General features: G+C 52.9%; 19 protein-coding genes and 5 tRNA genes. 21 read left to right on the top strand and 3 right to left on the bottom strand.

Annotated elements, in window-relative coordinates; genetic code table 11:
- Window positions 1–7: 7 nt before the first annotated feature.
- The 5 genes from NNO03_RS14830 (at window position 8) to NNO03_RS14850 (ending at window position 521) form a co-directional block, all read left to right on the top strand.
- Window positions 8–82: transfer RNA gene (locus NNO03_RS14830), tRNA-Gln, on the top strand.
- Window positions 83–119: 37 nt separating this feature from the next.
- Window positions 120–194, top strand: a tRNA-Gln gene (locus NNO03_RS14835).
- Between the two features lie 21 nt (window positions 195–215).
- A tRNA-Met gene (locus NNO03_RS14840) sits at window positions 216–292 on the top strand.
- 43 nt (window positions 293–335) lie between these two features.
- Window positions 336–410 (top strand) — tRNA-Gln (locus NNO03_RS14845).
- A gap of 36 nt (window positions 411–446) precedes the next feature.
- Window positions 447–521: transfer RNA gene (locus tag NNO03_RS14850), tRNA-Gln, on the top strand.
- Between the two features lie 120 nt (window positions 522–641).
- Here NNO03_RS14850 and ubiF read toward each other — a convergent pair.
- Window positions 642–1,817, bottom strand: coding sequence for a 3-demethoxyubiquinol 3-hydroxylase (ubiF, locus tag NNO03_RS14855; RefSeq protein WP_271449863.1), 1,176 nt, complete (start codon window positions 1,815–1,817; stop codon window positions 642–644).
- A gap of 145 nt (window positions 1,818–1,962) precedes the next feature.
- On the opposite strand from ubiF, the gene miaB reads away from it, so the two are divergent.
- The 10 genes from miaB to rihA all read left to right on the top strand — a co-directional run bounded on the left by miaB (window position 1,963) and on the right by rihA (window position 12,298).
- Window positions 1,963–3,393 (top strand): tRNA (N6-isopentenyl adenosine(37)-C2)-methylthiotransferase MiaB, encoded by a 1,431-nt coding sequence (gene miaB / locus NNO03_RS14860; RefSeq protein WP_202039144.1) that lies wholly within the window; start codon window positions 1,963–1,965, stop codon window positions 3,391–3,393.
- 206 nt (window positions 3,394–3,599) lie between these two features.
- Window positions 3,600–4,646, top strand: coding sequence for a PhoH family protein (locus NNO03_RS14865; protein WP_019076268.1), 1,047 nt, complete (start codon window positions 3,600–3,602; stop codon window positions 4,644–4,646).
- A complete protein-coding gene (gene ybeY, locus NNO03_RS14870; protein ID WP_137384499.1) occupies window positions 4,643–5,110 on the top strand; it encodes an rRNA maturation RNase YbeY in 468 nt (155 codons plus the stop codon). The genes NNO03_RS14865 and ybeY overlap by 4 nt, the downstream gene beginning before the upstream one ends.
- Before the next feature lie 96 nt (window positions 5,111–5,206).
- Entirely contained in the window at window positions 5,207–6,085 is an 879-nt protein-coding gene (gene corC / locus NNO03_RS14875; protein WP_038638785.1) for a CNNM family magnesium/cobalt transport protein CorC, read from the top strand.
- 24 nt (window positions 6,086–6,109) lie between these two features.
- Window positions 6,110–7,648, top strand: a complete 1,539-nt coding sequence (gene lnt / locus NNO03_RS14880; RefSeq protein WP_271441579.1) for an apolipoprotein N-acyltransferase — start codon at window positions 6,110–6,112, stop codon at window positions 7,646–7,648.
- A 387-nt stretch (window positions 7,649–8,035) separates the two neighbouring features.
- Window positions 8,036–8,944 carry an amino acid ABC transporter substrate-binding protein gene (locus tag NNO03_RS14885; RefSeq protein ID WP_271441578.1) on the top strand — a complete coding sequence of 303 codons (909 nt, stop codon included), beginning with the start codon at window positions 8,036–8,038 and terminating at the stop codon, window positions 8,942–8,944.
- Window positions 8,945–9,106: 162 nt separating this feature from the next.
- Window positions 9,107–9,847 carry a glutamate/aspartate ABC transporter permease GltJ gene (gene gltJ / locus NNO03_RS14890; RefSeq protein WP_271441577.1) on the top strand — a complete coding sequence of 247 codons (741 nt, stop codon included), beginning with the start codon at window positions 9,107–9,109 and terminating at the stop codon, window positions 9,845–9,847.
- On the top strand, window positions 9,847–10,521 hold the full coding sequence (gene gltK, locus NNO03_RS14895; RefSeq protein ID WP_271449864.1) for a glutamate/aspartate ABC transporter permease GltK: 675 nt from the start codon (window positions 9,847–9,849) through the stop codon (window positions 10,519–10,521). Before gltJ ends, gltK begins: the two co-directional genes overlap by 1 nt.
- Window positions 10,521–11,246, top strand: a complete 726-nt coding sequence (gene gltL, locus NNO03_RS14900; RefSeq protein ID WP_042309800.1) for a glutamate/aspartate ABC transporter ATP-binding protein GltL — start codon at window positions 10,521–10,523, stop codon at window positions 11,244–11,246. The genes gltK and gltL overlap by 1 nt, the downstream gene beginning before the upstream one ends.
- A gap of 116 nt (window positions 11,247–11,362) precedes the next feature.
- Window positions 11,363–12,298: a pyrimidine-specific ribonucleoside hydrolase RihA gene (gene rihA / locus NNO03_RS14905; RefSeq protein WP_271441576.1), complete on the top strand. Its 936-nt coding sequence runs from the start codon at window positions 11,363–11,365 to the stop codon at window positions 12,296–12,298.
- A 96-nt stretch (window positions 12,299–12,394) separates the two neighbouring features.
- On the opposite strand, the gene NNO03_RS14910 is transcribed toward rihA, so the two are convergent.
- The gene (locus NNO03_RS14910; protein WP_271449865.1) at window positions 12,395–12,877 is read right to left on the bottom strand and encodes a zinc ribbon-containing protein; all 483 of its coding nucleotides are present in this window, start codon (window positions 12,875–12,877) and stop codon (window positions 12,395–12,397) included.
- A gap of 235 nt (window positions 12,878–13,112) precedes the next feature.
- On the opposite strand from NNO03_RS14910, the gene leuS reads away from it, so the two are divergent.
- Genes leuS through nadD form a run of 4 tightly spaced genes read left to right on the top strand, consistent with a single transcriptional unit; the run spans window position 13,113 to window position 17,977 of the window.
- The gene (gene leuS, locus NNO03_RS14915; protein WP_271449866.1) at window positions 13,113–15,695 is read left to right on the top strand and encodes a leucine--tRNA ligase; all 2,583 of its coding nucleotides are present in this window, start codon (window positions 13,113–13,115) and stop codon (window positions 15,693–15,695) included.
- A 14-nt stretch (window positions 15,696–15,709) separates the two neighbouring features.
- The gene (lptE, locus tag NNO03_RS14920; protein ID WP_271441574.1) at window positions 15,710–16,303 is read left to right on the top strand and encodes an LPS assembly lipoprotein LptE; all 594 of its coding nucleotides are present in this window, start codon (window positions 15,710–15,712) and stop codon (window positions 16,301–16,303) included.
- Complete coding sequence (holA, locus tag NNO03_RS14925) at window positions 16,303–17,334, top strand: DNA polymerase III subunit delta (protein WP_271449867.1); 1,032 nt, start codon at window positions 16,303–16,305, stop codon at window positions 17,332–17,334. Before lptE ends, holA begins: the two co-directional genes overlap by 1 nt.
- A gap of 1 nt (window position 17,335) precedes the next feature.
- The gene (nadD, locus tag NNO03_RS14930; protein ID WP_137384696.1) at window positions 17,336–17,977 is read left to right on the top strand and encodes a nicotinate-nucleotide adenylyltransferase; all 642 of its coding nucleotides are present in this window, start codon (window positions 17,336–17,338) and stop codon (window positions 17,975–17,977) included.
- Here the strand turns inward: nadD and cobD are convergent.
- On the bottom strand, window positions 17,952–19,046 hold the full coding sequence (cobD, locus tag NNO03_RS14935) for a threonine-phosphate decarboxylase CobD (RefSeq protein WP_271449868.1): 1,095 nt from the start codon (window positions 19,044–19,046) through the stop codon (window positions 17,952–17,954). The two genes, nadD and cobD, sit on opposite strands and share 26 nt — an antisense overlap.
- A 97-nt stretch (window positions 19,047–19,143) precedes the next feature.
- Between cobD and NNO03_RS14940 the strand changes: the two genes are divergently transcribed.
- Window positions 19,144–19,755, top strand: coding sequence for an adenosylcobalamin/alpha-ribazole phosphatase (locus tag NNO03_RS14940; protein ID WP_271449869.1), 612 nt, complete (start codon window positions 19,144–19,146; stop codon window positions 19,753–19,755).
- 255 nt (window positions 19,756–20,010) lie between these two features.
- Complete coding sequence (gene rsfS, locus NNO03_RS14945) at window positions 20,011–20,328, top strand: ribosome silencing factor (protein ID WP_003022728.1); 318 nt, start codon at window positions 20,011–20,013, stop codon at window positions 20,326–20,328.
- Window positions 20,329–20,330 lie beyond the last annotated feature (2 nt).

Below are 20,330 nucleotides of genomic sequence, written 5' to 3' on the forward strand. Positions count from 1 at the left end.
GCACGGATGGGGTATCGCCAAGCGGTAAGGCACCGGTTTTTGATACCGGCATTCCCTGGTTCGAATCCAGGTACCCCAGCCATTTTTTCTTCGATATAGCGGTTCACCGCGACGGTCATTGGGGTATCGCCAAGCGGTAAGGCACCGGTTTTTGATACCGGCATTCCCTGGTTCGAATCCAGGTACCCCAGCCATCGAAGAATATGATAGTATCAGGCTACGTAGCTCAGCTGGTTAGAGCACATCACTCATAATGATGGGGTCACAGGTTCGAATCCCGTCGTAGCCACCATATTAAGGACGTATCGACTCGTTCGGTAAATCCAAAAAATTGTTGGGGTATCGCCAAGCGGTAAGGCTCTGGTTTCTGATACCAGCATTCCGAGGTTCGAATCCTCGTACCCCAGCCATATTAAAGAAGTCATCCACTTTGTGGGTGCACCCGTTGGGGTATCGCCAAGCGGTAAGGCTCTGGTTTCTGATACCAGCATTCCGAGGTTCGAATCCTCGTACCCCAGCCATATTAAAAAAGCTCGCTTCGGCGAGCTTTTTGCTTTTCTAACGCCGGTTGACGGCAATCCTTATCAGGCCTACATGACTTGTAGGCCTGATAAGCGTAGCGACATCAGGTACTACCCGAGCTACAACCCTAGCGCATACTTCAGCGCCTGGCGTTTCAACACGCCTGCGCGTTCTGCAGCCATTAGTCCTAGATTACGTATGATGCGCAGCGGTTGCAGGTTATTACTGAATCCGGCGTAGAACAAATCCATGCCACTCTGCATGATAAAATTATCGGTCATACGGCGATTCTGATAGCGCTTGAGCACCGGCTGACTGGCCCAGGATTCACCGTAGCTGCGCGCGTTCACCAGCACATCAATCAACGCATCGACATCACGAAAACCCAGATTAACGCCCTGCCCCGCCAATGGATGAATGGTATGTGCGGCATCACCGACCAGCGCCAACCCCGGCTGAACATACTGCAACGCATGACGACGCGTAAGAGGAAATGCGCCTGCAGCCACAGGCAGCACGTTACCCAGTCGCGATGGGAAATGTTTGCCTATCTCTGTCTGGAGTTGCGCCATGCTTAAGCTTTGTAACTGACGGATACGCGCCGGGGTGTCGTACCACACCAACGAAGCCCAGTCGTCGAACAACGGTAAAAATGCACGCGGACCGTCAGGGGTAAACTGCTGCCAGGTGCTGTCTCCGGGTGCGTTTTCACACTGGACAGTTATCAGCATACAAGATTGCGCGTATTGCCAGGCATGGATGCCAATCCCGGCCATTTTGCGTACCTGGGAGTTGGCACCATCAGCACCGATCACCAGCTTCGCGTTGATTTTTCCACCATCTGCCAGCTCAAGTTCATGCCGGTCATTATGCCGATGTAAAGAAATCAGCGATGTGGGCACGCGCAACGTCACTTTAGGGTGAGCTTCCAGCGCCTGCCAGAGCGCTTGTTGCAGGACGGTATTCTCCACCATGTAACCCAGCAACGGCAGCTTAAGCTCCGCAGCATCAAACACCACATGGGCATTTTCCCATTCCCACGTCTCCAGCCGACGATAAGGATGGCTGCGCATCCCCTGCACCGTATCCCAGACGCCCAGCCCCTTAAGCAGCGATACCGAAGCGGAACTGATGGCCGAAATTCTGACATCCGGCTGTCCGTCAGCCACAAACGGCGCGGGCACGGCATGCTCGATAACCGTTACCGTAAATCCGTGCTGCGCCAGTCCCAGCGCCAGCGCGCCGCCGACCATCCCCCCGCCGACAATGGCAATTTCCGTTGGTTGATTTGTCATGGTCAATCATCCTGTTACATGTATTGTGTAAGTTTACAGGATTTTTTACCCCTTGAGGCTGACATCCGTCATACTGGTCACAACCGCGCCAAAGCAGTACACTATGCGCCCTGCATTTCAGCCACAATTTCGCAAGAGCAAGTCGATGACCAAAAAACTCCATATTAAAACCTGGGGCTGTCAGATGAACGAATACGATTCATCGAAGATGGCCGATCTGCTGGATGCCACTCACGGGTATCAACTGACCGACGTGGCGGAAGAAGCGGATGTGCTGCTGCTGAATACCTGCTCAATCCGCGAGAAGGCTCAGGAAAAAGTCTTCCATCAGTTAGGTCGCTGGAAGCTCTTAAAAGAGAAAAATCCCGATCTCATCATTGGTGTTGGTGGCTGCGTGGCATCTCAGGAAGGCGACCATATTCGCCAACGCGCACACTACGTCGATATTATTTTCGGGCCGCAAACTCTGCATCGTCTGCCGGAAATGATCAACAAAGTGCGCGGTAGCAATACCCGTAGCCCGGTGGTAGATATCAGCTTCCCGGAGATCGAAAAGTTCGATCGTCTGCCGGAACCGCGTGCCGAAGGCCCAAGCGCGTTTGTGTCCATCATGGAAGGCTGCAATAAATATTGTACTTACTGCGTGGTGCCCTACACCCGTGGTGAAGAAGTCAGCCGCCCGGCGGATGATATCCTGTTTGAAATCGCCCAGCTTGCGGCGCAAGGCGTACGCGAAGTGAACCTGCTGGGGCAAAACGTCAACGCCTGGCGTGGTGAAAACTACGATGGCACGATCGGTTCGTTCGCTGATCTACTCCGTCTGGTCGCTGCAATCGACGGCATTGACCGTATCCGATTTACCACCAGCCATCCGATCGAATTCACCGATGATATCGTTGAGGTCTACCGTGATACGCCAGAACTGGTGAGCTTCCTGCACCTGCCGGTACAGAGCGGTTCGGATCGTGTGCTAAACCTGATGGGTCGTACCCATACCGCGCTGGAATACAAAGCGATCATCCGTAAACTGCGCGCAGCACGTCCGGATATCCAGATTAGCTCCGACTTCATCGTCGGCTTCCCAGGTGAAACCACCCAGGACTTCGAGCAGACCATGAAGCTGATCGCTGATGTCAATTTCGACATGAGTTACAGCTTTATCTTCTCTGCGCGCCCTGGCACTCCAGCAGCCGATATGGTTGACGATGTGCCGGAAGAAGAGAAAAAACAGCGTCTGTACATCCTGCAGGAGCGTATTAACCAGCAAGCCATGGCCTGGAGCCGTCGTATGCTTGGCACGACTCAGCGTATTCTGGTAGAAGGTACATCGCGTAAGAGCATCATGGAGCTATCAGGTCGTACCGAAAATAACCGCGTGGTGAACTTCGAAGGAACCCCGGAAATGGTCGGTAAGTTTGTGGATGTTGAAATTACCGATGTCTGGACGAACTCCCTGCGCGGCAAAGTCGTGCGCACTGAAGACGAAATGGGCCTGCGCATCGCAGAAACCCCGGAGTCAGTGATCGCACGTACCCGTAAAGAAAACGATCTGGGTGTCGGTATTTATCAGCCGTAATCCTGCTGAAATACGCAAATAATGCCCGATGGTGCTGCACTTATCGGGCTTACACTTCCAGGCTCGCTGCTCCGGCGGGCCTTGTAATCCGCCCAGGCACCCCCATATTTATCGCAATGCTTGCGCCTTTCCCCCATGGCGTGAATAATTTCCTTAGATGCCGGTAAATGTTCAGCGTCCGGCGAGACATGCATAAGAGGAACAGTTTGAACATAGACACTCGCGAAATTACCCTTGAACCCGCAGACAATGCCCGCCTGTTGAGCCTTTGCGGGCCATTTGATGACAACATAAAACAACTGGAGCGTCGTCTCGGCATCGAAATTAACCGCCGCGATAACCACTTCAAACTGACCGGTCGCCCAATTTGCGTCACCGCTGCGGCTGATATTTTACGCAGCCTGTATGTCGATACCGCCCCAATGCGCGGTCAGACGCAGGACATCGAGCCTGAGCAAATTCATCTGGCGATTAAAGAAGCGCGTGTGCTTGAGCAAAGCGCGGACAGCGTGCCGGAATTTGGCAAAGCGGTGAATATCAAAACCAAGCGCGGAGTGATTAAACCGCGTACGCCGAACCAGGCGCAGTACATCGCCAACATCCTCGATCACGACATCACCTTCGGCGTTGGCCCTGCGGGTACGGGTAAAACGTACCTTGCGGTTGCTGCTGCCGTCGATGCGCTAGAGCGTCAGGAGATCCGCCGTATTCTGCTAACCCGTCCGGCGGTTGAAGCCGGTGAAAAACTGGGTTTCCTGCCAGGCGATCTGAGCCAGAAAGTCGATCCGTATTTGCGTCCACTGTATGATGCGCTGTTCGAAATGCTGGGTTTTGAAAAGGTCGAGAAGCTGATTGAGCGCAATGTCATCGAGGTCGCACCGTTGGCCTATATGCGTGGCCGCACGTTAAACGATGCGTTCATCATTCTTGATGAGAGCCAGAACACCACCATCGAACAGATGAAAATGTTCCTGACCCGTATCGGCTTTAACTCCAAAGCCGTCATTACCGGGGACATCACGCAGATTGACCTGCCGCGCAGCACCAAGTCTGGTCTGCGTCATGCCATTGAAGTGCTGGCCGAAGTCGATGAGATTAGCTTTAATTTCTTCCATAGCGAAGACGTGGTACGCCACCCGGTTGTTGCCCGTATCGTGACGGCATATGAAGCCTGGGAAGAAGCAGAACAAAAACGCAAAGCCGAGCTGGCGGCAGAACGCAAGCGCGAAGCTCAGGAGCAGGAGCAAAAATGAGTCAGGTTATTCTCGATTTACAGCTGGCATGCGAAAACGAATCCGGCTTACCACCAGAAAGTCAGTTTCAGACATGGCTGGATGCCGTGATCCCACAGTTTCAGGAAGAGTCAGAGGTCACGATTCGTTTGGTCGATGACGCTGAAAGCCACGAGCTGAACCTGACCTATCGCGGGAAAGATAAATCAACCAACGTGCTCTCTTTCCCGTTTGAAGCGCCTCCGGGCATTGAAATGCCGCTGCTGGGCGATCTGGTCATCTGCCGCCAGGTGGTTGAGAAAGAAGCTCAGGAGCAAGGCAAACCGCTTGAGGCCCACTGGGCGCATATGGTGGTACATGGTAGCCTGCATTTATTGGGCTACGACCATATTGAAGATGACGAAGCAGAAGAGATGGAATCCCTCGAAACAGAGATTATGCTTGCTCTGGGCTATGAGGATCCGTACATTGCCGAGAAGGAATAAGCCGTCGGGCATCTGCCCGGGCTTCCCATGAAGCCATGCGCTGAGTTTACGCGCATTGAGCGACCTATTAACTAACATGAGAACCCATACGACGCCATGAGCGACGACAATTCACACAGTAGTGACACGTTAACCAGCAAAAAGGGATTTTTTTCCCTGTTACTGAGCCAACTTTTCCACGGTGAACCGAAAAACCGTGACGAACTGTTGGAGCTGATCCGTGATTCCGGGCAGAACGACCTTATCGATGAAGATACGCGCGATATGCTCGAAGGGGTGATGGACATTGCGGACCAGCGCGTTCGCGACATCATGATCCCCCGCTCTCAGATGATTACCCTGAAACGCAACCAGACTCTGGACGAATGCCTTGATGTCATTATCGAGTCTGCCCACTCGCGTTTTCCGGTGATCAGCGAAGACAAAGATCACATTGAAGGGATTCTGATGGCCAAGGATCTGCTGCCCTTTATGCGCAGCGATGCCGAAGCATTCAGCATGGAGAAAGTGTTACGCCAGGCGGTTGTTGTCCCTGAGAGCAAGCGTGTTGATCGCATGTTGAAAGAGTTCCGCTCCCAGCGTTACCATATGGCAATCGTCATCGACGAATTCGGCGGCGTGTCTGGTCTGGTGACCATCGAAGACATTCTTGAGCTGATCGTCGGTGAAATTGAAGATGAGTACGACGAAGAAGACGATATCGACTTCCGTCAGCTCAGCCGTCACACCTGGACTATTCGCGCGCTGGCGCCGATTGAAGACTTCAACGAAGCCTTCGGGACCCACTTTAGCGACGAAGAAGTTGATACCATTGGCGGGCTGGTTATGCAGGCCTTTGGTCATTTACCCGCTCGCGGTGAGACCATCGACATCGATGGTTACCAGTTCAAAGTGGCGATGGCTGACAGCCGTCGTATTATTCAGGTTCATGTCAGAATTCCGGACGACTCACCCCAGCCCAAACTGGACGAATAAACCCGAAACTGGATCATACACTACATGGCATTTGCCCCATTAATTGAACGCCAGCGCATTCGCCTGCTGCTGGCGTTATTATTCGGTGCCTGCGGGACGCTGGCGTTCTCTCCGTATGACATCTGGCCCGCCGCGATTATTTCGCTGATGGGTCTGCAGGCCCTCACCCTCAACCGCCGTCCACTCCAGTCTGCTGCCATTGGCTACTTCTGGGGAATGGGGCTGTTTGGTTCAGGCATCAACTGGGTCTACGTCAGCATCGCGCAATTTGGCGGCATGCCGGGGCCGGTAAACGTTTTTCTCGTGGTTCTGCTTGCCGCCTACCTGTCGCTCTACACCGGTCTGTTTGCTGGCATTCTGTCGCGTCTGTGGCCGAAAACTAACTGGATTCGGGTAGCGATTGCCGCGCCGGTTATCTGGCAGATAACTGAATTCCTGCGCGGCTGGGTTCTGACCGGCTTCCCATGGTTGCAGTTTGGCTACAGCCAAATTGATGGCCCGCTTAAAGGGCTTGCACCGGTAATGGGCGTAGAAGCAATCAACTTCCTGTTGATGATAGTCAGCGGCCTGCTGGTGCTGGCGTTAGTCAGCCGTAACTGGCGTCCGCTGGTTGTGGCCGTGATCCTCTTCGCACTGCCCTTCCCGCTTCGCTATATCCAGTGGTATACGCTGGAACCTGAAAAAACCACGCAGGTATCGATGGTGCAAGGCGACATTCCACAGTCGCTGAAGTGGGATGAGGGCCAGCTACTTAACACGCTGAAGATTTACCTTGATGCTACCGAGCAAGAGATGGGTAAATCGCAGCTAATTATCTGGCCGGAGTCTGCAATCCCGGATCTGGAAATTAATCAGCAGCGTTTTCTGAGCATGATGGATGACCTGCTGAAATCCAAAAACAGCACGCTGATCACCGGCATTGTCGACGCTCGCCTCAACAAGCAGAACCGTTACGATACCTACAACACCATCATTACGCTGGGTAAAGACAGTCCGTACAGTTATGACTCGACCAATCGCTATAACAAAAATCACCTCGTCCCATTTGGTGAGTTTGTTCCGCTGGAATCGATTCTGCGCCCGTTAGCACCGTTCTTTGATCTTCCGATGTCGTCATTCAGCCGTGGGCCATATGTTCAGCCCCAGCTCCATGCGCATGGTTTCAAACTGACAGCGGCAATCTGCTACGAAATTATTCTTGGCGAACAGGTACGTGACAACTTCCGCCCGGATACTGACTATCTGTTGACCATCTCTAACGATGCCTGGTTCGGTAAGTCGATCGGTCCGTGGCAACATTTCCAGATGGCGCGTATGCGTTCTCTGGAGCTGGCACGCCCGCTGCTGCGTAGCACCAATAACGGTATTACCGCGGTGATTGGCCCGCAAGGTGAAATTCAGGCGATGATCCCGCAGTTTACCCGTCAGGTACTGACCACCAGCGTTACGCCAACCACGGGCTTAACCCCATATGCGCGAACCGGTAACTGGCCACTGTGGCTGCTTACCGCACTGTTTGGTTTCGGTGCAGTCGTGATGAGCCTGCGCCAACGCCGCCGTTAAATTCGCAGGCCGGATAAGGCGGTACGCCGCCGCCCGGCCATCATGCCTCCTCCGCCGGATGGCGCTGCGCTTATCCGGCTTACTCCTCTCCCATTCTGGCACGTCTATTGCTTTGTTATACAAGGCAAACGCTGTTTTGGCTGAATGTGCAACCTGGTCGCACCAAAGTTGAGCGAAGGTAGCACCTGAAAAGTGCAACAAGATATTTTTGCCCCCAAATGGTGCGGCGCACTTCGCAAAAATAAACAATAACACAGCAAATTCTTTACATTCATCCAAACTAAATGTTAACAAACATATACAAGACTGCACGTTTAAGTAGCAAACAATAACAACATCACAATGGGTATCAATGCGTCACCGGCGCAGACGATAAAGGAGTTGGATATGCAATTACGTAAGCTCGCCACAGCCATGCTGGTTATGGGAATGTCCGCTGGTCTGGCGCACGCAGAAGACGCAGCACCAGCGGCAGGCAGCACGCTGGATAAGATCGCTAAAAATGGCGTAATCGTCGTCGGACACCGCGAATCCTCGGTACCGTTTTCTTACTACGATAATCAGCAAAAAGTGGTCGGCTATTCACAGGATTACTCCAACGCAATTGTTGACGCTGTGAAGAAAAAGCTGAACAAGCCTGACCTGCAGGTGAAACTGATCCCAATTACCTCTCAGAACCGTATTCCGCTGTTGCAAAATGGCACCTTCGACTTTGAGTGTGGTTCCACCACCAACAACGTTGAGCGCCAGAAGCAAGCGGCTTTCTCTGACACTATTTTCGTTGTCGGCACCCGTCTGCTGGCGAAAAAAGGTGGCGATATCAAAGATTTTCCTGATCTGAAAGGGAAAGCGGTAGTCGTTACTTCCGGTACCACCTCAGAAGTGCTGCTGCACAAACTGAACGAAGAGCAAAAAATGGATATGCGCATCATCAGCGCGAAAGACCACGGTGACTCTTTCCGTACTCTGGAAAGTGGTCGCGCCGTTGCCTTTATGATGGATGACGCACTGCTGGCCGGCGAGCGCGCGAAAGCGAAGAAACCGGACAACTGGGAGATCGTTGGCAAGCCGCAATCTCAGGAAGCTTACGGCTGTATGCTGCGTAAAGACGATGCTGAATTCAAAAAGCTGATGGATGACACCATTGCCCAGGCTCAGACTTCAGGCGAGGCGGAAAAATGGTTTGATAAGTGGTTTAAAAACCCGATTCCACCGAAAAACCTGAACATGAATTTCGAACTGTCAGACGAAATGAAGGCTCTATTCAAGTCACCGAATGATAAAGCGCTTAACTAACTAAAATAAATGGGGCGAGTTCACCTTGCCCTCTCGATTGTTACTTGGCACGGACAGACTATAAGCCTGATGGTCGTTCCCCATCAGGCCTGAAAACCGCTAAACGCTGAATAACAATCTTCGAGGGTAGCGCTGCTACCCTTTTTTTTCTGGAGTAGATTTATGTCTATAGACTGGAACTGGGGTATTTTTTTACAACAGGCCCCGTTCGGCAACACCACCTATCTTGGCTGGCTCTGGAGCGGTTTCCAGGTCACTGTCGCATTATCCATCACCGCCTGGATTATCGCTTTCCTGGTGGGCTCGTTATTCGGCATCTTACGCACCGTTCCAAATCGTTTCCTTTCCGGGATCGGTACGCTGTATGTCGAGCTCTTTCGTAACGTACCGCTGATCGTTCAATTTTTTACCTGGTACCTGGTCGTGCCTGAGTTGCTGCCGGAAAATATTGGCATGTGGTTTAAGTCAGAGCTGGACCCTAACATCCAGTTCTTCCTTTCCTCCATGATTTGTCTGGGGCTGTTTACCGCCGCACGCGTCTGTGAGCAGGTTCGTGCCGCGATTCAATCACTGCCTCGCGGGCAGAAAAACGCCGCACTGGCGATGGGGCTAACGCTGCCACAGGCCTACCGCTATGTTTTGCTGCCAAACGCCTACCGCGTGATTGTGCCGCCAATGACCTCAGAGATGATGAACCTGGTGAAGAACTCAGCCATCGCCTCAACCATCGGTCTGGTTGATATGGCTGCACAGGCGGGAAAACTGCTGGATTACTCTGCCCACGCATGGGAATCATTTACGGCCATTACCCTGGCCTATGTACTGATTAACGCCTTTATTATGCTGGTGATGAATCTCGTCGAACGTAAAATCCGCCTGCCTGGCAATTTAGGAGGCAAATAATGTACGAATTTGACTGGAGTTCTATCGTCCCTTCCCTGCCATTTTTGTTGGATGGGCTGCTCATCACGCTGAAAATCACCGTTACAGCGGTTGTCATCGGTATCGTGTGGGGAACCCTCCTGGCAGTCATGCGACTGTCGAGCTTTGCGCCGATTTCCTGGTTTGCAAAGATCTACGTCAACGTATTCCGCTCCATCCCTCTGGTCATGGTGCTGCTGTGGTTCTACCTGATTGTGCCCGGTTTTCTGCAAAACGTGCTGGGGCTGTCACCGAAAACCGATATTCGCCTGATCTCAGCAATGGTCGCGTTTTCGATGTTCGAAGCGGCCTACTACTCGGAAATTATCCGTGCCGGGATCCAGAGTATCTCTCGCGGGCAGTCCAGCGCTGCGCTGGCGCTAGGGATGACGCACTGGCAATCAATGAAACTCATCATATTGCCACAGGCATTCCGCGCCATGGTTCCGCTGCTACTGACTCAGGGCATCGTACTGTTCCAGGATACCTCGCTGGTCTACGTATTGAGTCTGGCAGATTTCTTCCGCACCGCCTCCACTATTGGCGAGCGTGACGGTACACAGGTTGAAATGATCCTGTTCGCTGGCGCCGTTTATTTTGTATTCAGTCTGAGCGCATCGTTGTTGGTCAGCTATTTGAAGAAAAGGACAGTTTAATGATTACCCTGAAAAATGTTTCTAAATGGTATGGTCACTTTCAGGTGCTGACCGACTGCTCCACGGAAGTGAAAAAAGGAGAAGTGGTGGTGGTCTGTGGCCCGTCAGGCTCCGGTAAATCCACACTTATCAAGACGGTAAACGGCCTGGAACCAGTCCAGCAGGGCATCATCACGGTTGACGGCACCGTCGTAAATGACAAGAAAACCGATCTGGCCAAACTACGCTCCCGCGTCGGCATGGTGTTCCAGCACTTTGAGCTGTTCCCCCATTTGTCGATCATCGAGAATTTGACACTAGCCCAGGTCAAAGTGCTTAAACGCGATAAAGCGCCTGCGCGTGCAAAAGCGCAAAAGCTGCTTGAACGCGTTGGTCTGGCGGCGCATGCCGAGAAGTTTCCGGCACAACTCTCAGGGGGTCAGCAACAACGTGTCGCTATCGCCCGGGCGCTGTGTATGGACCCTATCGCCATGCTGTTTGACGAGCCGACGTCCGCACTGGACCCCGAAATGATCAACGAAGTACTGGACGTTATGGTAGAGCTGGCCAATGAAGGGATGACCATGATGGTAGTTACCCACGAAATGGGCTTTGCGCGGAAAGTAGCGAACCGGGTGATCTTTATGGATGAAGGGAAAATTGTTGAAGACTCACCGAAAGAAGAGTTCTTCGCCAATCCAAAATCAGACCGAGCCAAAGACTTCCTCGCGAAAATATTGCACTAATCATACTGGCGCGTACATTCAGGTGCGCGCCACCTCACGCTTTATACCTTCACTTCTCGAATCATGTACAGCCCAGCGTTAACCTTGTCACAAAGTCCCACTTACAAGGAGCAACAATGGCACTTCCCATTCTGTTTGATTGCGATCCAGGTCATGACGACGCTATCGCAATTGTTCTCGCCCTCGCCTCACCTGAGCTGGACGTTAAAGCGATAACCTCTTCTGCTGGTAACCAGACACCCGATAAAACGTTACGTAACGTGTTGCGCATGTTGACGCTGCTTAACCGTACCGATATTCCAGTGGCCGGCGGAGCGCTAAAACCATTGATGCGCGATCTGATTATCGCCGACAACGTGCACGGTGAAAGCGGTCTGGATGGCCCTGCGCTACCGGAGCCCGCTTTTGCTCCACAGGCCTGTACAGCCGTTGAGTTGATGGCAAAAACCCTACGCGAGAGCCATGAGCCGGTAACGATTGTCTCCACCGGGCCGCAAACGAACGTGGCGTTGCTGCTGAACAGCCATCCTGAACTGCACGCTAAGATCGCCCGTATCGTTATCATGGGTGGTGCAATGGGTCTCGGGAACTGGACGCCCGCGGCAGAGTTCAATATTTATGTTGATCCTGAAGCGGCCGAGATTGTGTTCCAGTCGGGAATTCCGGTAGTGATGGCGGGGCTTGATGTCACACATAAAGCACAAATTCATCGTGAAGATACTGAACGGTTCCGTGCGATTGGGAACCCCATTTCCACCATTGTCGCTGAGTTGCTGGACTTTTTCTTCGAATATCACAAAGACGAGAAATGGGGATTTGTCGGTGCACCGCTGCACGACCCATGCACCATTGCCTGGCTGCTGAAACCTGAGCTGTTTACTACCGTTGAGCGGTGGGTCGGGGTGGAAACGCAGGGTAAATATACCCAGGGAATGACCGTGGTGGACTACTACTTCCTGAGCGGCAATAAGCCAAATGCCAGTGTGATGGTGGACGTTGATCGCCAGGGGTTTGTCGATCTGCTGGCGGAGCGTCTGAAGTTTTACGCCTAATACACGCTGGATGGCGCTAATGCTTATCCGGCCTACAAAATCGTGCAGTTTGTAGGCCGGATAAGAGGCTTTGCGTCGCCATCCGGCAATAAGCGATTACGGTTCAAACGGCCGGCGCTGGAACTGATCGTGTCCACATTTCGGACACAGCGGCAGCACATCCGGGGTGTAAACCGCTAAATGGAAATGGCACTTCTCGCAGACCAGATTTCCCAGTCCCACCACCTCGCCACTGTGATAAACCCCATGATGGCTAAGGTCCTGAAATACCTCGCGCCATTCAAGCTGCGTTTTGTCGGTGATATCGGCCAACTCTTGCCAGATACTCTCCTTGATAACCCGCATAAAGACGCTGTCACTCTCTTCATCAAGGCTCTCTTCATAGCTAAGAGCGAACTCCTCCAGGTCACGCCTCACGGCCCGGGTAAGCTCTTCCACCTCGGTTCGGGTTAACTCCCCGGTTTGCATCACGCGCTGACGCGCCTGGTCCACCAGCGCATCAATATCGCGTTCGCCATTTCGCAGACGTTCGCTGAGTGACGTCACCAGTTCACGGTAATATTGAGCAACCTTGTTCATCGCTTCGCCTCCTGGGTCGTTAACTGTCTATAATAATAGACGTTATTTACGCTACGCTTTGCAAGACTGTCCACAGAGTGTGTAAATTCGTGCAAGAATTATCCTTGCGGGAATTCAACGCTGAATGCGCGAAAGGCTGTTTTGACGCGGGCGTTTGGGCTATGCTATGCGGATCTGAAACACCACATCTAGAGCTACGTTTGTAGCTGTATTGAAAACAGGACCACTGGCTGCCATGCAAGAGCAATACCGCCCGGAAGAGATAGAATCCAAAGTACAGCTTCACTGGGATGAGAAGCGCACATTTGAAGTTACCGAAGACGAGAGCAAAGAGAAGTATTACTGCCTGTCTATGCTTCCCTATCCTTCTGGTCGACTACACATGGGCCACGTGCGTAACTACACCATCGGTGACGTAATCGCCCGCTACCAGCGCATGCTGGGCAAAAACGTACTGCAGCCTATTGGCTGGGATGCGTTCGGTCTGCCTGCGGAAGGCGCTGCGGTTAAGAACAACACCGCGCCAGCACCGTGGACGTACGACAACATCGCATACATGAAAAACCAGCTCAAAATGCTGGGCTTTGGTTACGACTGGAGCCGCGAGCTGGCAACCTGTACCCCGGAATACTACCGTTGGGAACAGAAGTTCTTCACCGAACTGTACAAAAAAGGTCTGGTATACAAGAAAACCTCTGCGGTGAACTGGTGCCCTAACGACCAGACCGTACTGGCAAACGAACAGGTTATTGACGGCTGCTGCTGGCGCTGCGATACCAAAGTTGAGCGTAAAGAGATCCCACAGTGGTTCATCAAAATTACCGCTTACGCTGACGAACTGCTGCGTGATCTGGATAACCTGGATCACTGGCCTGACACCGTTAAAACAATGCAGCGTAACTGGATTGGCCGCTCTGAAGGTGTAGAAATCACCTTCAACGTGAACGGTTACGACAACACGCTGACCGTCTATACCACCCGTCCGGACACCTTTATGGGTGCAACCTACCTGGCTGTTGCGGCAGGTCACCCGCTGGCGCAAAAAGCGGCGGCAAATAACCCGGAGCTGGCGGCATTTATCGATGAATGTCGCAACACCAAGGTTGCTGAAGCTGAAATGGCGACCATGGAGAAGAAAGGTGTCGATACCGGCTTTAAAGCCATTCACCCGCTGACGGGCGAAGAGATCCCGGTTTGGGCAGCAAACTTTGTCCTGATGGAATACGGTACGGGCGCTGTGATGGCCGTTCCGGGTCACGATCAGCGCGATTATGAGTTTGCGACCAAGTATGGCCTGGCCATCAAGCCGGTAATTCTGACCGCTGAAGGCGCAGAGCCGGATCTGTCTGAACAGGCGCTGACCGAAAAAGGCGTGTTGTTTAACTCTGGCGAGTTTGACGGCCTGGCCTTCGAAGACGCGTTCAACGCCATTGCTGACAAGCTGGTAGCGAAAGGCGTGGGTGAACGTAAAGTTAACTACCGTCTGCGCGACTGGGGTGTTTCCCGTCAGCGTTACTGGGGTGCGCCAATTCCGATGGTCACGCTGGAAGACGGCACCGTACTGCCGACACCAGAAGATCAACTGCCGGTGATTCTGCCAGAAGATGTCGTCATGGACGGTATTACCAGCCCGATCAAAGCCGATCCGGAGTGGGCGAAAACCACCGTTAACGGTATGCCTGCCCTGCGTGAAACCGACACCTTTGATACTTTTATGGAGTCTTCCTGGTACTACGCGCGTTATACCTGCCCGCAGTACAACGAAGGGATGCTGGATCCGGAAGCGGCAAACTACTGGCTGCCGGTTGATATCTACATTGGTGGTATTGAACACGCCATCATGCACCTGCTCTACTTCCGCTTCTTCCACAAACTGATGCGCGACGCGGGCATGGTGAACTCTGACGAACCGGCTAAACAGCTGCTGTGCCAGGGTATGGTGCTGGCAGATGCGTTCTACTACGTTGGCGCAAACGGCGAGCGTAACTGGGTTTCTCCGGTTGATGCGATCGTTGAGCGCGACGAAAAAGGTCGTATCGTTAAGGCCCTGGACGCACAAGGTCATGAACTGGTGTATACCGGCATGAGCAAAATGTCCAAATCGAAAAATAACGGTATCGACCCGCAGGTAATGGTTGAACGTTACGGTGCGGATACCGTACGTCTGTTCATGATGTTTGCCTCTCCGGCTGATATGACACTGGAATGGCAAGAATCCGGCGTAGAAGGGGCAAACCGCTTCCTGAAACGTGTCTGGAAACTGGTTTACGAGCACACCACCAAAGGTGATGTGGCTGCATTGAACGTTGATGCATTGAGCGAAGACCAAAAAACGCTGCGTCGTGACGTGCACAAAACCATCGCTAAAGTGACTGATGATATCGGTCGCCGTCAGACCTTTAACACCGCGATTGCGGCGATTATGGAACTGATGAACAAGCTGGCAAAAGCACCGCAGGAAGACGAGCAGGACAGAGCCCTGATGCAGGAAGCACTGTTGGCCGTTGTGCGTATGCTTAACCCGTTCACCCCACACGTTTGCTTCACCTTGTGGCAAGCGCTGAAAGGCGAAGGTGATATCGACAATGCACCGTGGCCTGTTGCTGACGAAAGCGCAATGGTCGAAGACTCTACGCTGGTCGTGGTTCAGGTCAACGGCAAAGTCCGTGGTAAAATTACCGTCCCGGTAAACGCCACTGAAGAGCAGGTTCGTGAACGTGCTGGCCAGGAGCATCTGGTCGCAAAATATCTTGATGGCGTTACCATACGTAAAGTGATTTATGTACCGGGTAAACTCCTCAATCTGGTCGTTGGCTAAGCGCGGGAGGAAGCGTGCGACATCTGACAACATTGTTGTTATCCCTGGTGGTGCTTGTCACCGCCGGGTGTGGCTGGCATCTGCGTAGTACTACGCAGGTTCCCCCCACGATGAAAACCATGATTCTGGTCACGGGCGATCCGAACGGCCCGTTAAGCCGTGCGGTGCGTAATCAGCTGCGTTTGAATGGCGTTACACTGCTGGAAGACAGCTCAACGCGCAAAGACGTTCCGTCCTTACGCCTTGGTGCAGTCAGCATTTCGCAGGATACCGCGTCCGTGTTCCAGAACGGTCAAACCGCTGAATACCAGATGGTGATGTCCGTTAGTGCTTCAGTCCTGATCCCGGGCCATGATATTTACCCGATCAGCGCTAAAGTCTATCGTTCATTCTTCGACAACCCGCAAGCGGCACTGGCGAAGGATAACGAGCAGGAGATGATCGTTAAAGAGATGTACGACAAGGCGGCCGAGCAGTTGATTCGTAAACTGCCAAGCGTACATATTGCTGATGTTCAGTCATCCAGTGATGACGTCGAGCCTGCAGTGAAAACTGCAGCGCCAGCGTCCTCCTCTCCGGCGCGTGTTTCCACCACGCTGGGTAACTGATGCTCAAGTTGTACCCTGAACAACTCCGCGCACAGCTCAATGAAGGGCTGCGCGCGGCGTATTTATTACTGGGCAATGACCCCCTGTTGTTGCAGGAGAGCCAGGACATCGTCCGTATGGCTGCCGCCGCGCAAGGGTTCGAAGAACACCATACGTTCACCCTCGATACCAGCACCGACTGGGGCGCAATCTTTTCCCTTTGCCAGGCGATGAGCCTGTTTGCCAGCCGTCAAACGTTACTCCTGCAGCTGCCAGAAAATGGCCCCAATGCCGCCATTAACGAACAACTTGCTTCGCTCGTCACGCTGCTACATGACGATCTGCTGCTTATTGTTCGTGGTAACAAGCTGACCAAAGCCCAGGAAAACGCCGCATGGTATTCCGGACTGGCGAATAACGCGGTGCTGGTCAGTTGCCAGACACCTGAACAGGCACAGCTTCCGCGTTGGGTAGCCGCTAGGGCGAAGCACCATAATCTGCAGCTGGATGACGCCGCCAACCAGCTCTTATGCTATTGCTACGAAGGCAATCTGTTAGCGTTAGCGCAGGCGCTGGAGCGGTTGTCGCTACTTTGGCCTGACGGTAAATTAACGCTGCCTCGCGTGGAGCAAGCCGTTAACGATGCCGCGCACTTTACTCCCTTCCACTGGGTGGATGCGCTGCTGATGGGCAAAAGCAAGCGCGCGCTGCATATTCTGCAACAGCTTCGTCTTGAAGGCAGTGAACCCGTTATTTTGTTACGTACTCTGCAGCGGGAATTATTACTGCTGGTGAACCTGAAACGGCAGTCGGCCCATACCCCATTACGGGCATTGTTTGACAAACATCGGGTATGGCAAAATCGCCGTGGCATGATGGGAGATGCGTTAAACCGACTGACCCCCACGCAGTTACGTCAGGCGGTCACGCTGTTAACACGTACGGAAATTACGCTTAAACAAGACTATGGTCAGTCAGTGTGGGCGGAGCTTGAGGGACTTTCCCTGTTGCTTTGCCATAAATCACTGGCAGATGTTTTTATTGATGGTTGATATGAAATCATTGCAGGCTCTGTTCGGTGGCACCTTTGATCCGGTGCATTATGGTCATCTGAAACCCGTTGAAATTCTGGCTAATCTGATTGGCCTGTCTCGGGTTATTGTCATGCCCAATAACGTGCCACCACATCGTGCGCAACCGGAAGCCTCCAGCGCCCAGCGTAAACATATGCTTGAACTGGCCATTGCCGACAAGCCTTTGTTTTCACTGGATGAGCGCGAGCTAAAACGCGATACCGCCTCGTACACCGCACAAACACTGCAAGAGTGGCGCGTGGAACAAGGCCCGGATGCACCGCTGGCATTCATTATTGGTCAGGATTCACTGCTGACCTTTCCTTCCTGGCATGATTACGACACGATTCTGGATAACACACATCTTATCGTGTGTCGACGACCGGGTTATCCCCTTGAGATGGCACAGGAACAGCACCAGCAATGGCTGGAGCGCCATCTGACCCATACGGCAGATGATCTGCATAACCTGCCGGCAGGTAAGATTTACCTTGCTGAAACGCCCTGGTTCAATATCTCCGCTACACTTATCCGCGAACGCCTGGAAAAAGGCGAGCCGTGCGACGACTTACTGCCACGCGCCGTGCTCGACTATATCAACCAGCAGGGTTTGTACCGCTAAGCGTGTTGGTTAATGCCGCCAGCAGGTGGTCATTTTCTTCCTGACTGCGAACAGCAACCCGGTAGTAACGCGCGTCCAACCCAGGGTAATTGGCACAACTGCGGATCAAAACATGTTGTTCCAGCAGTGATTTTTGCAAATCGATATCCGGTCGATCGCAGCGTAACAACCGATAGTTAGCCCGACCGGGATAGACAGTCAGGCCGGGCAGCGTTTGCAATTGTTGATCAAATCGCTGTCCTTCCTGTGCCAGCCATTGCCACGTCGCCCGCTGGTAGGCGCTATCGCTTAGAATCATCTCTCCCGCCAGCGCGGCAAATGCGTTAATTGACCACGGCATTTGTCGGCTGCGCATCCGTGCCACGGCCTGTTCGTCGCTATTGACCAGATAACCCAATCGCAACCCCGGTATCGCATAGAACTTGGTCAGCGAGCGAAGAACCCAAATGTGCGGATTCTCTTGTAGCCGCGGAATAAAACCTTCCTCCCCGGCAATAAAATCGATAAAGGCTTCATCCAGAATCAAGGTGATCCCCAATTCAGCGCAGCGCGTTGCTATCGCAGCAAGCAGACGATCATCGGGCAATAGCCCTGTCGGGTTGTTGGGCGTACAAAGAAAGAGGCAGTCCAGCTGCGGCGTTAACGCATCAAGGATCGTGGCGGTGAGCTGCCAGCCATCCTCCTCGCGCAGCGCAAACTCATGGATCGCACATTCGCCCCATTCCAGCGCCCGGCGGTATTCAGCAAATCCGGGGGCAACAATCATCGCATGGCGCGGCTTGAGCCCATTAACCAGGGTGAAGATAGATTCTGTTTCGCCATTCCCCGCGAGGAGCCACGAAACAGGTACCTGATGATGCTGCGCCAGCGCCGCATGCAACTGGGTGTAGTCAACGTCCGGGTAGCGTTCAGCCCTGTCCAGATTGTCGATAAGCGCGCATTTTAAGGTTGCGGGCATACCCAGCGGGTTAATATTCGCGCTAAAATCCAGCAATTGCTCAGGCGGGATGCCCAACAATGCGGCGGCTTCTCGGGTATTACCGCCGTGCGCGCTCTTCAATAAAGACATCGTGCCGCTCCAGTCAAAAGAGGGTATTTTATTGAAAAAATCTCTGCGCAATCAGGGCAAGCATCATATTTTGTGCGAATAGCCCCAAGAGGAAAAAATGAGACTCTGGTTAGTACGTCACGGAGAAACCGAAGCCAATGTCGCTGGGTTATACAGCGGTCATGCCCCCACACCGCTAACGGAACGGGGGATTGCTCAGGCGCAATCACTGAGTGGGCTGCTACGCAATGTCCCTTTCAACAACGTTCTGTGCAGCGAACTCGAACGCGCCCGCCATACAACCCAACTGATTCTGGCGGAACGCGAGGTTCCTGTGCGTGTCATGCCTGAACTAAATGAGATGTTCTTTGGCGACTGGGAAATGCGCCATCATCGCGATCTTGCACGTGAAGACGCTGAAAATTATGCCGTATGGTGTAATGACTGGCAGAACGCAACCCCAACCAATGGCGAAGGATTCCAGGCATTTTCACAGCGTGTTGAACGTTTCATTGCGCAGCTTGCTGATTACAAAGACAGTCAAAATCTGTTGGTGGTGAGTCATCAGGGCGTGCTGAGCGTGCTGGTGGCCCGGCTGCTGTCCATGCCCGCGGCCGCCATGTGGCACTTTCGCATCGAACAGGGTTGCTGGAGTGCAATTGATTTTTGTGACGACTTTGCGGTTCTGAAAGTTCTCAATAGTCGCGCCGTGTGGCACGAGGGTGAGTGAATGCACTGTTTTTTCTGCCGATGGGCCTCTCTCCCATTGACACCCTATGACAGGCTGCTATTCTCCGCAACCTGACTTTTCCCGCCTTTCAGAGCTTTGCAGAAATTGTTTTACAAAAATGGCGATGCATTCTGTTGCGTGGGGTGGGATGATAGCGCACCGCAAAAGCGCTTTCGGAGACATTTGTCCCGATATCGCCTCTGGTTCAGGTATACTAACAGACGTTTTTAACTCTTTTTCACCCAGGGGGAACACTTGCAGGGTAAAGCACTCCAGGATTTTGTAATCGACAAAATTGATGACCTGAAAGGTCAAGACATCATCGCCTTAGATGTTCAGGGCAAATCCAGTATCACCGATTGCATGATTATCTGCACTGGCACGTCCAGCCGCCATGTCATGTCTATCGCCGATCACGTTGTTCAGGAATCTCGCACCGCCGGTCTGCTGCCGCTTGGCGTAGAAGGCGAAAACGTAGCTGACTGGATCGTTGTCGATCTTGGCGATGTGATTGTCCACGTTATGCAGGAAGAGAGCCGTCGCCTGTATGAACTGGAAAAACTCTGGAGTTAATA

The sequence above is a fragment of the Citrobacter sp. Igbk 16 genome, assembly GCF_028069755.1.
Classification (GTDB): domain Bacteria; phylum Pseudomonadota; class Gammaproteobacteria; order Enterobacterales; family Enterobacteriaceae; genus Citrobacter.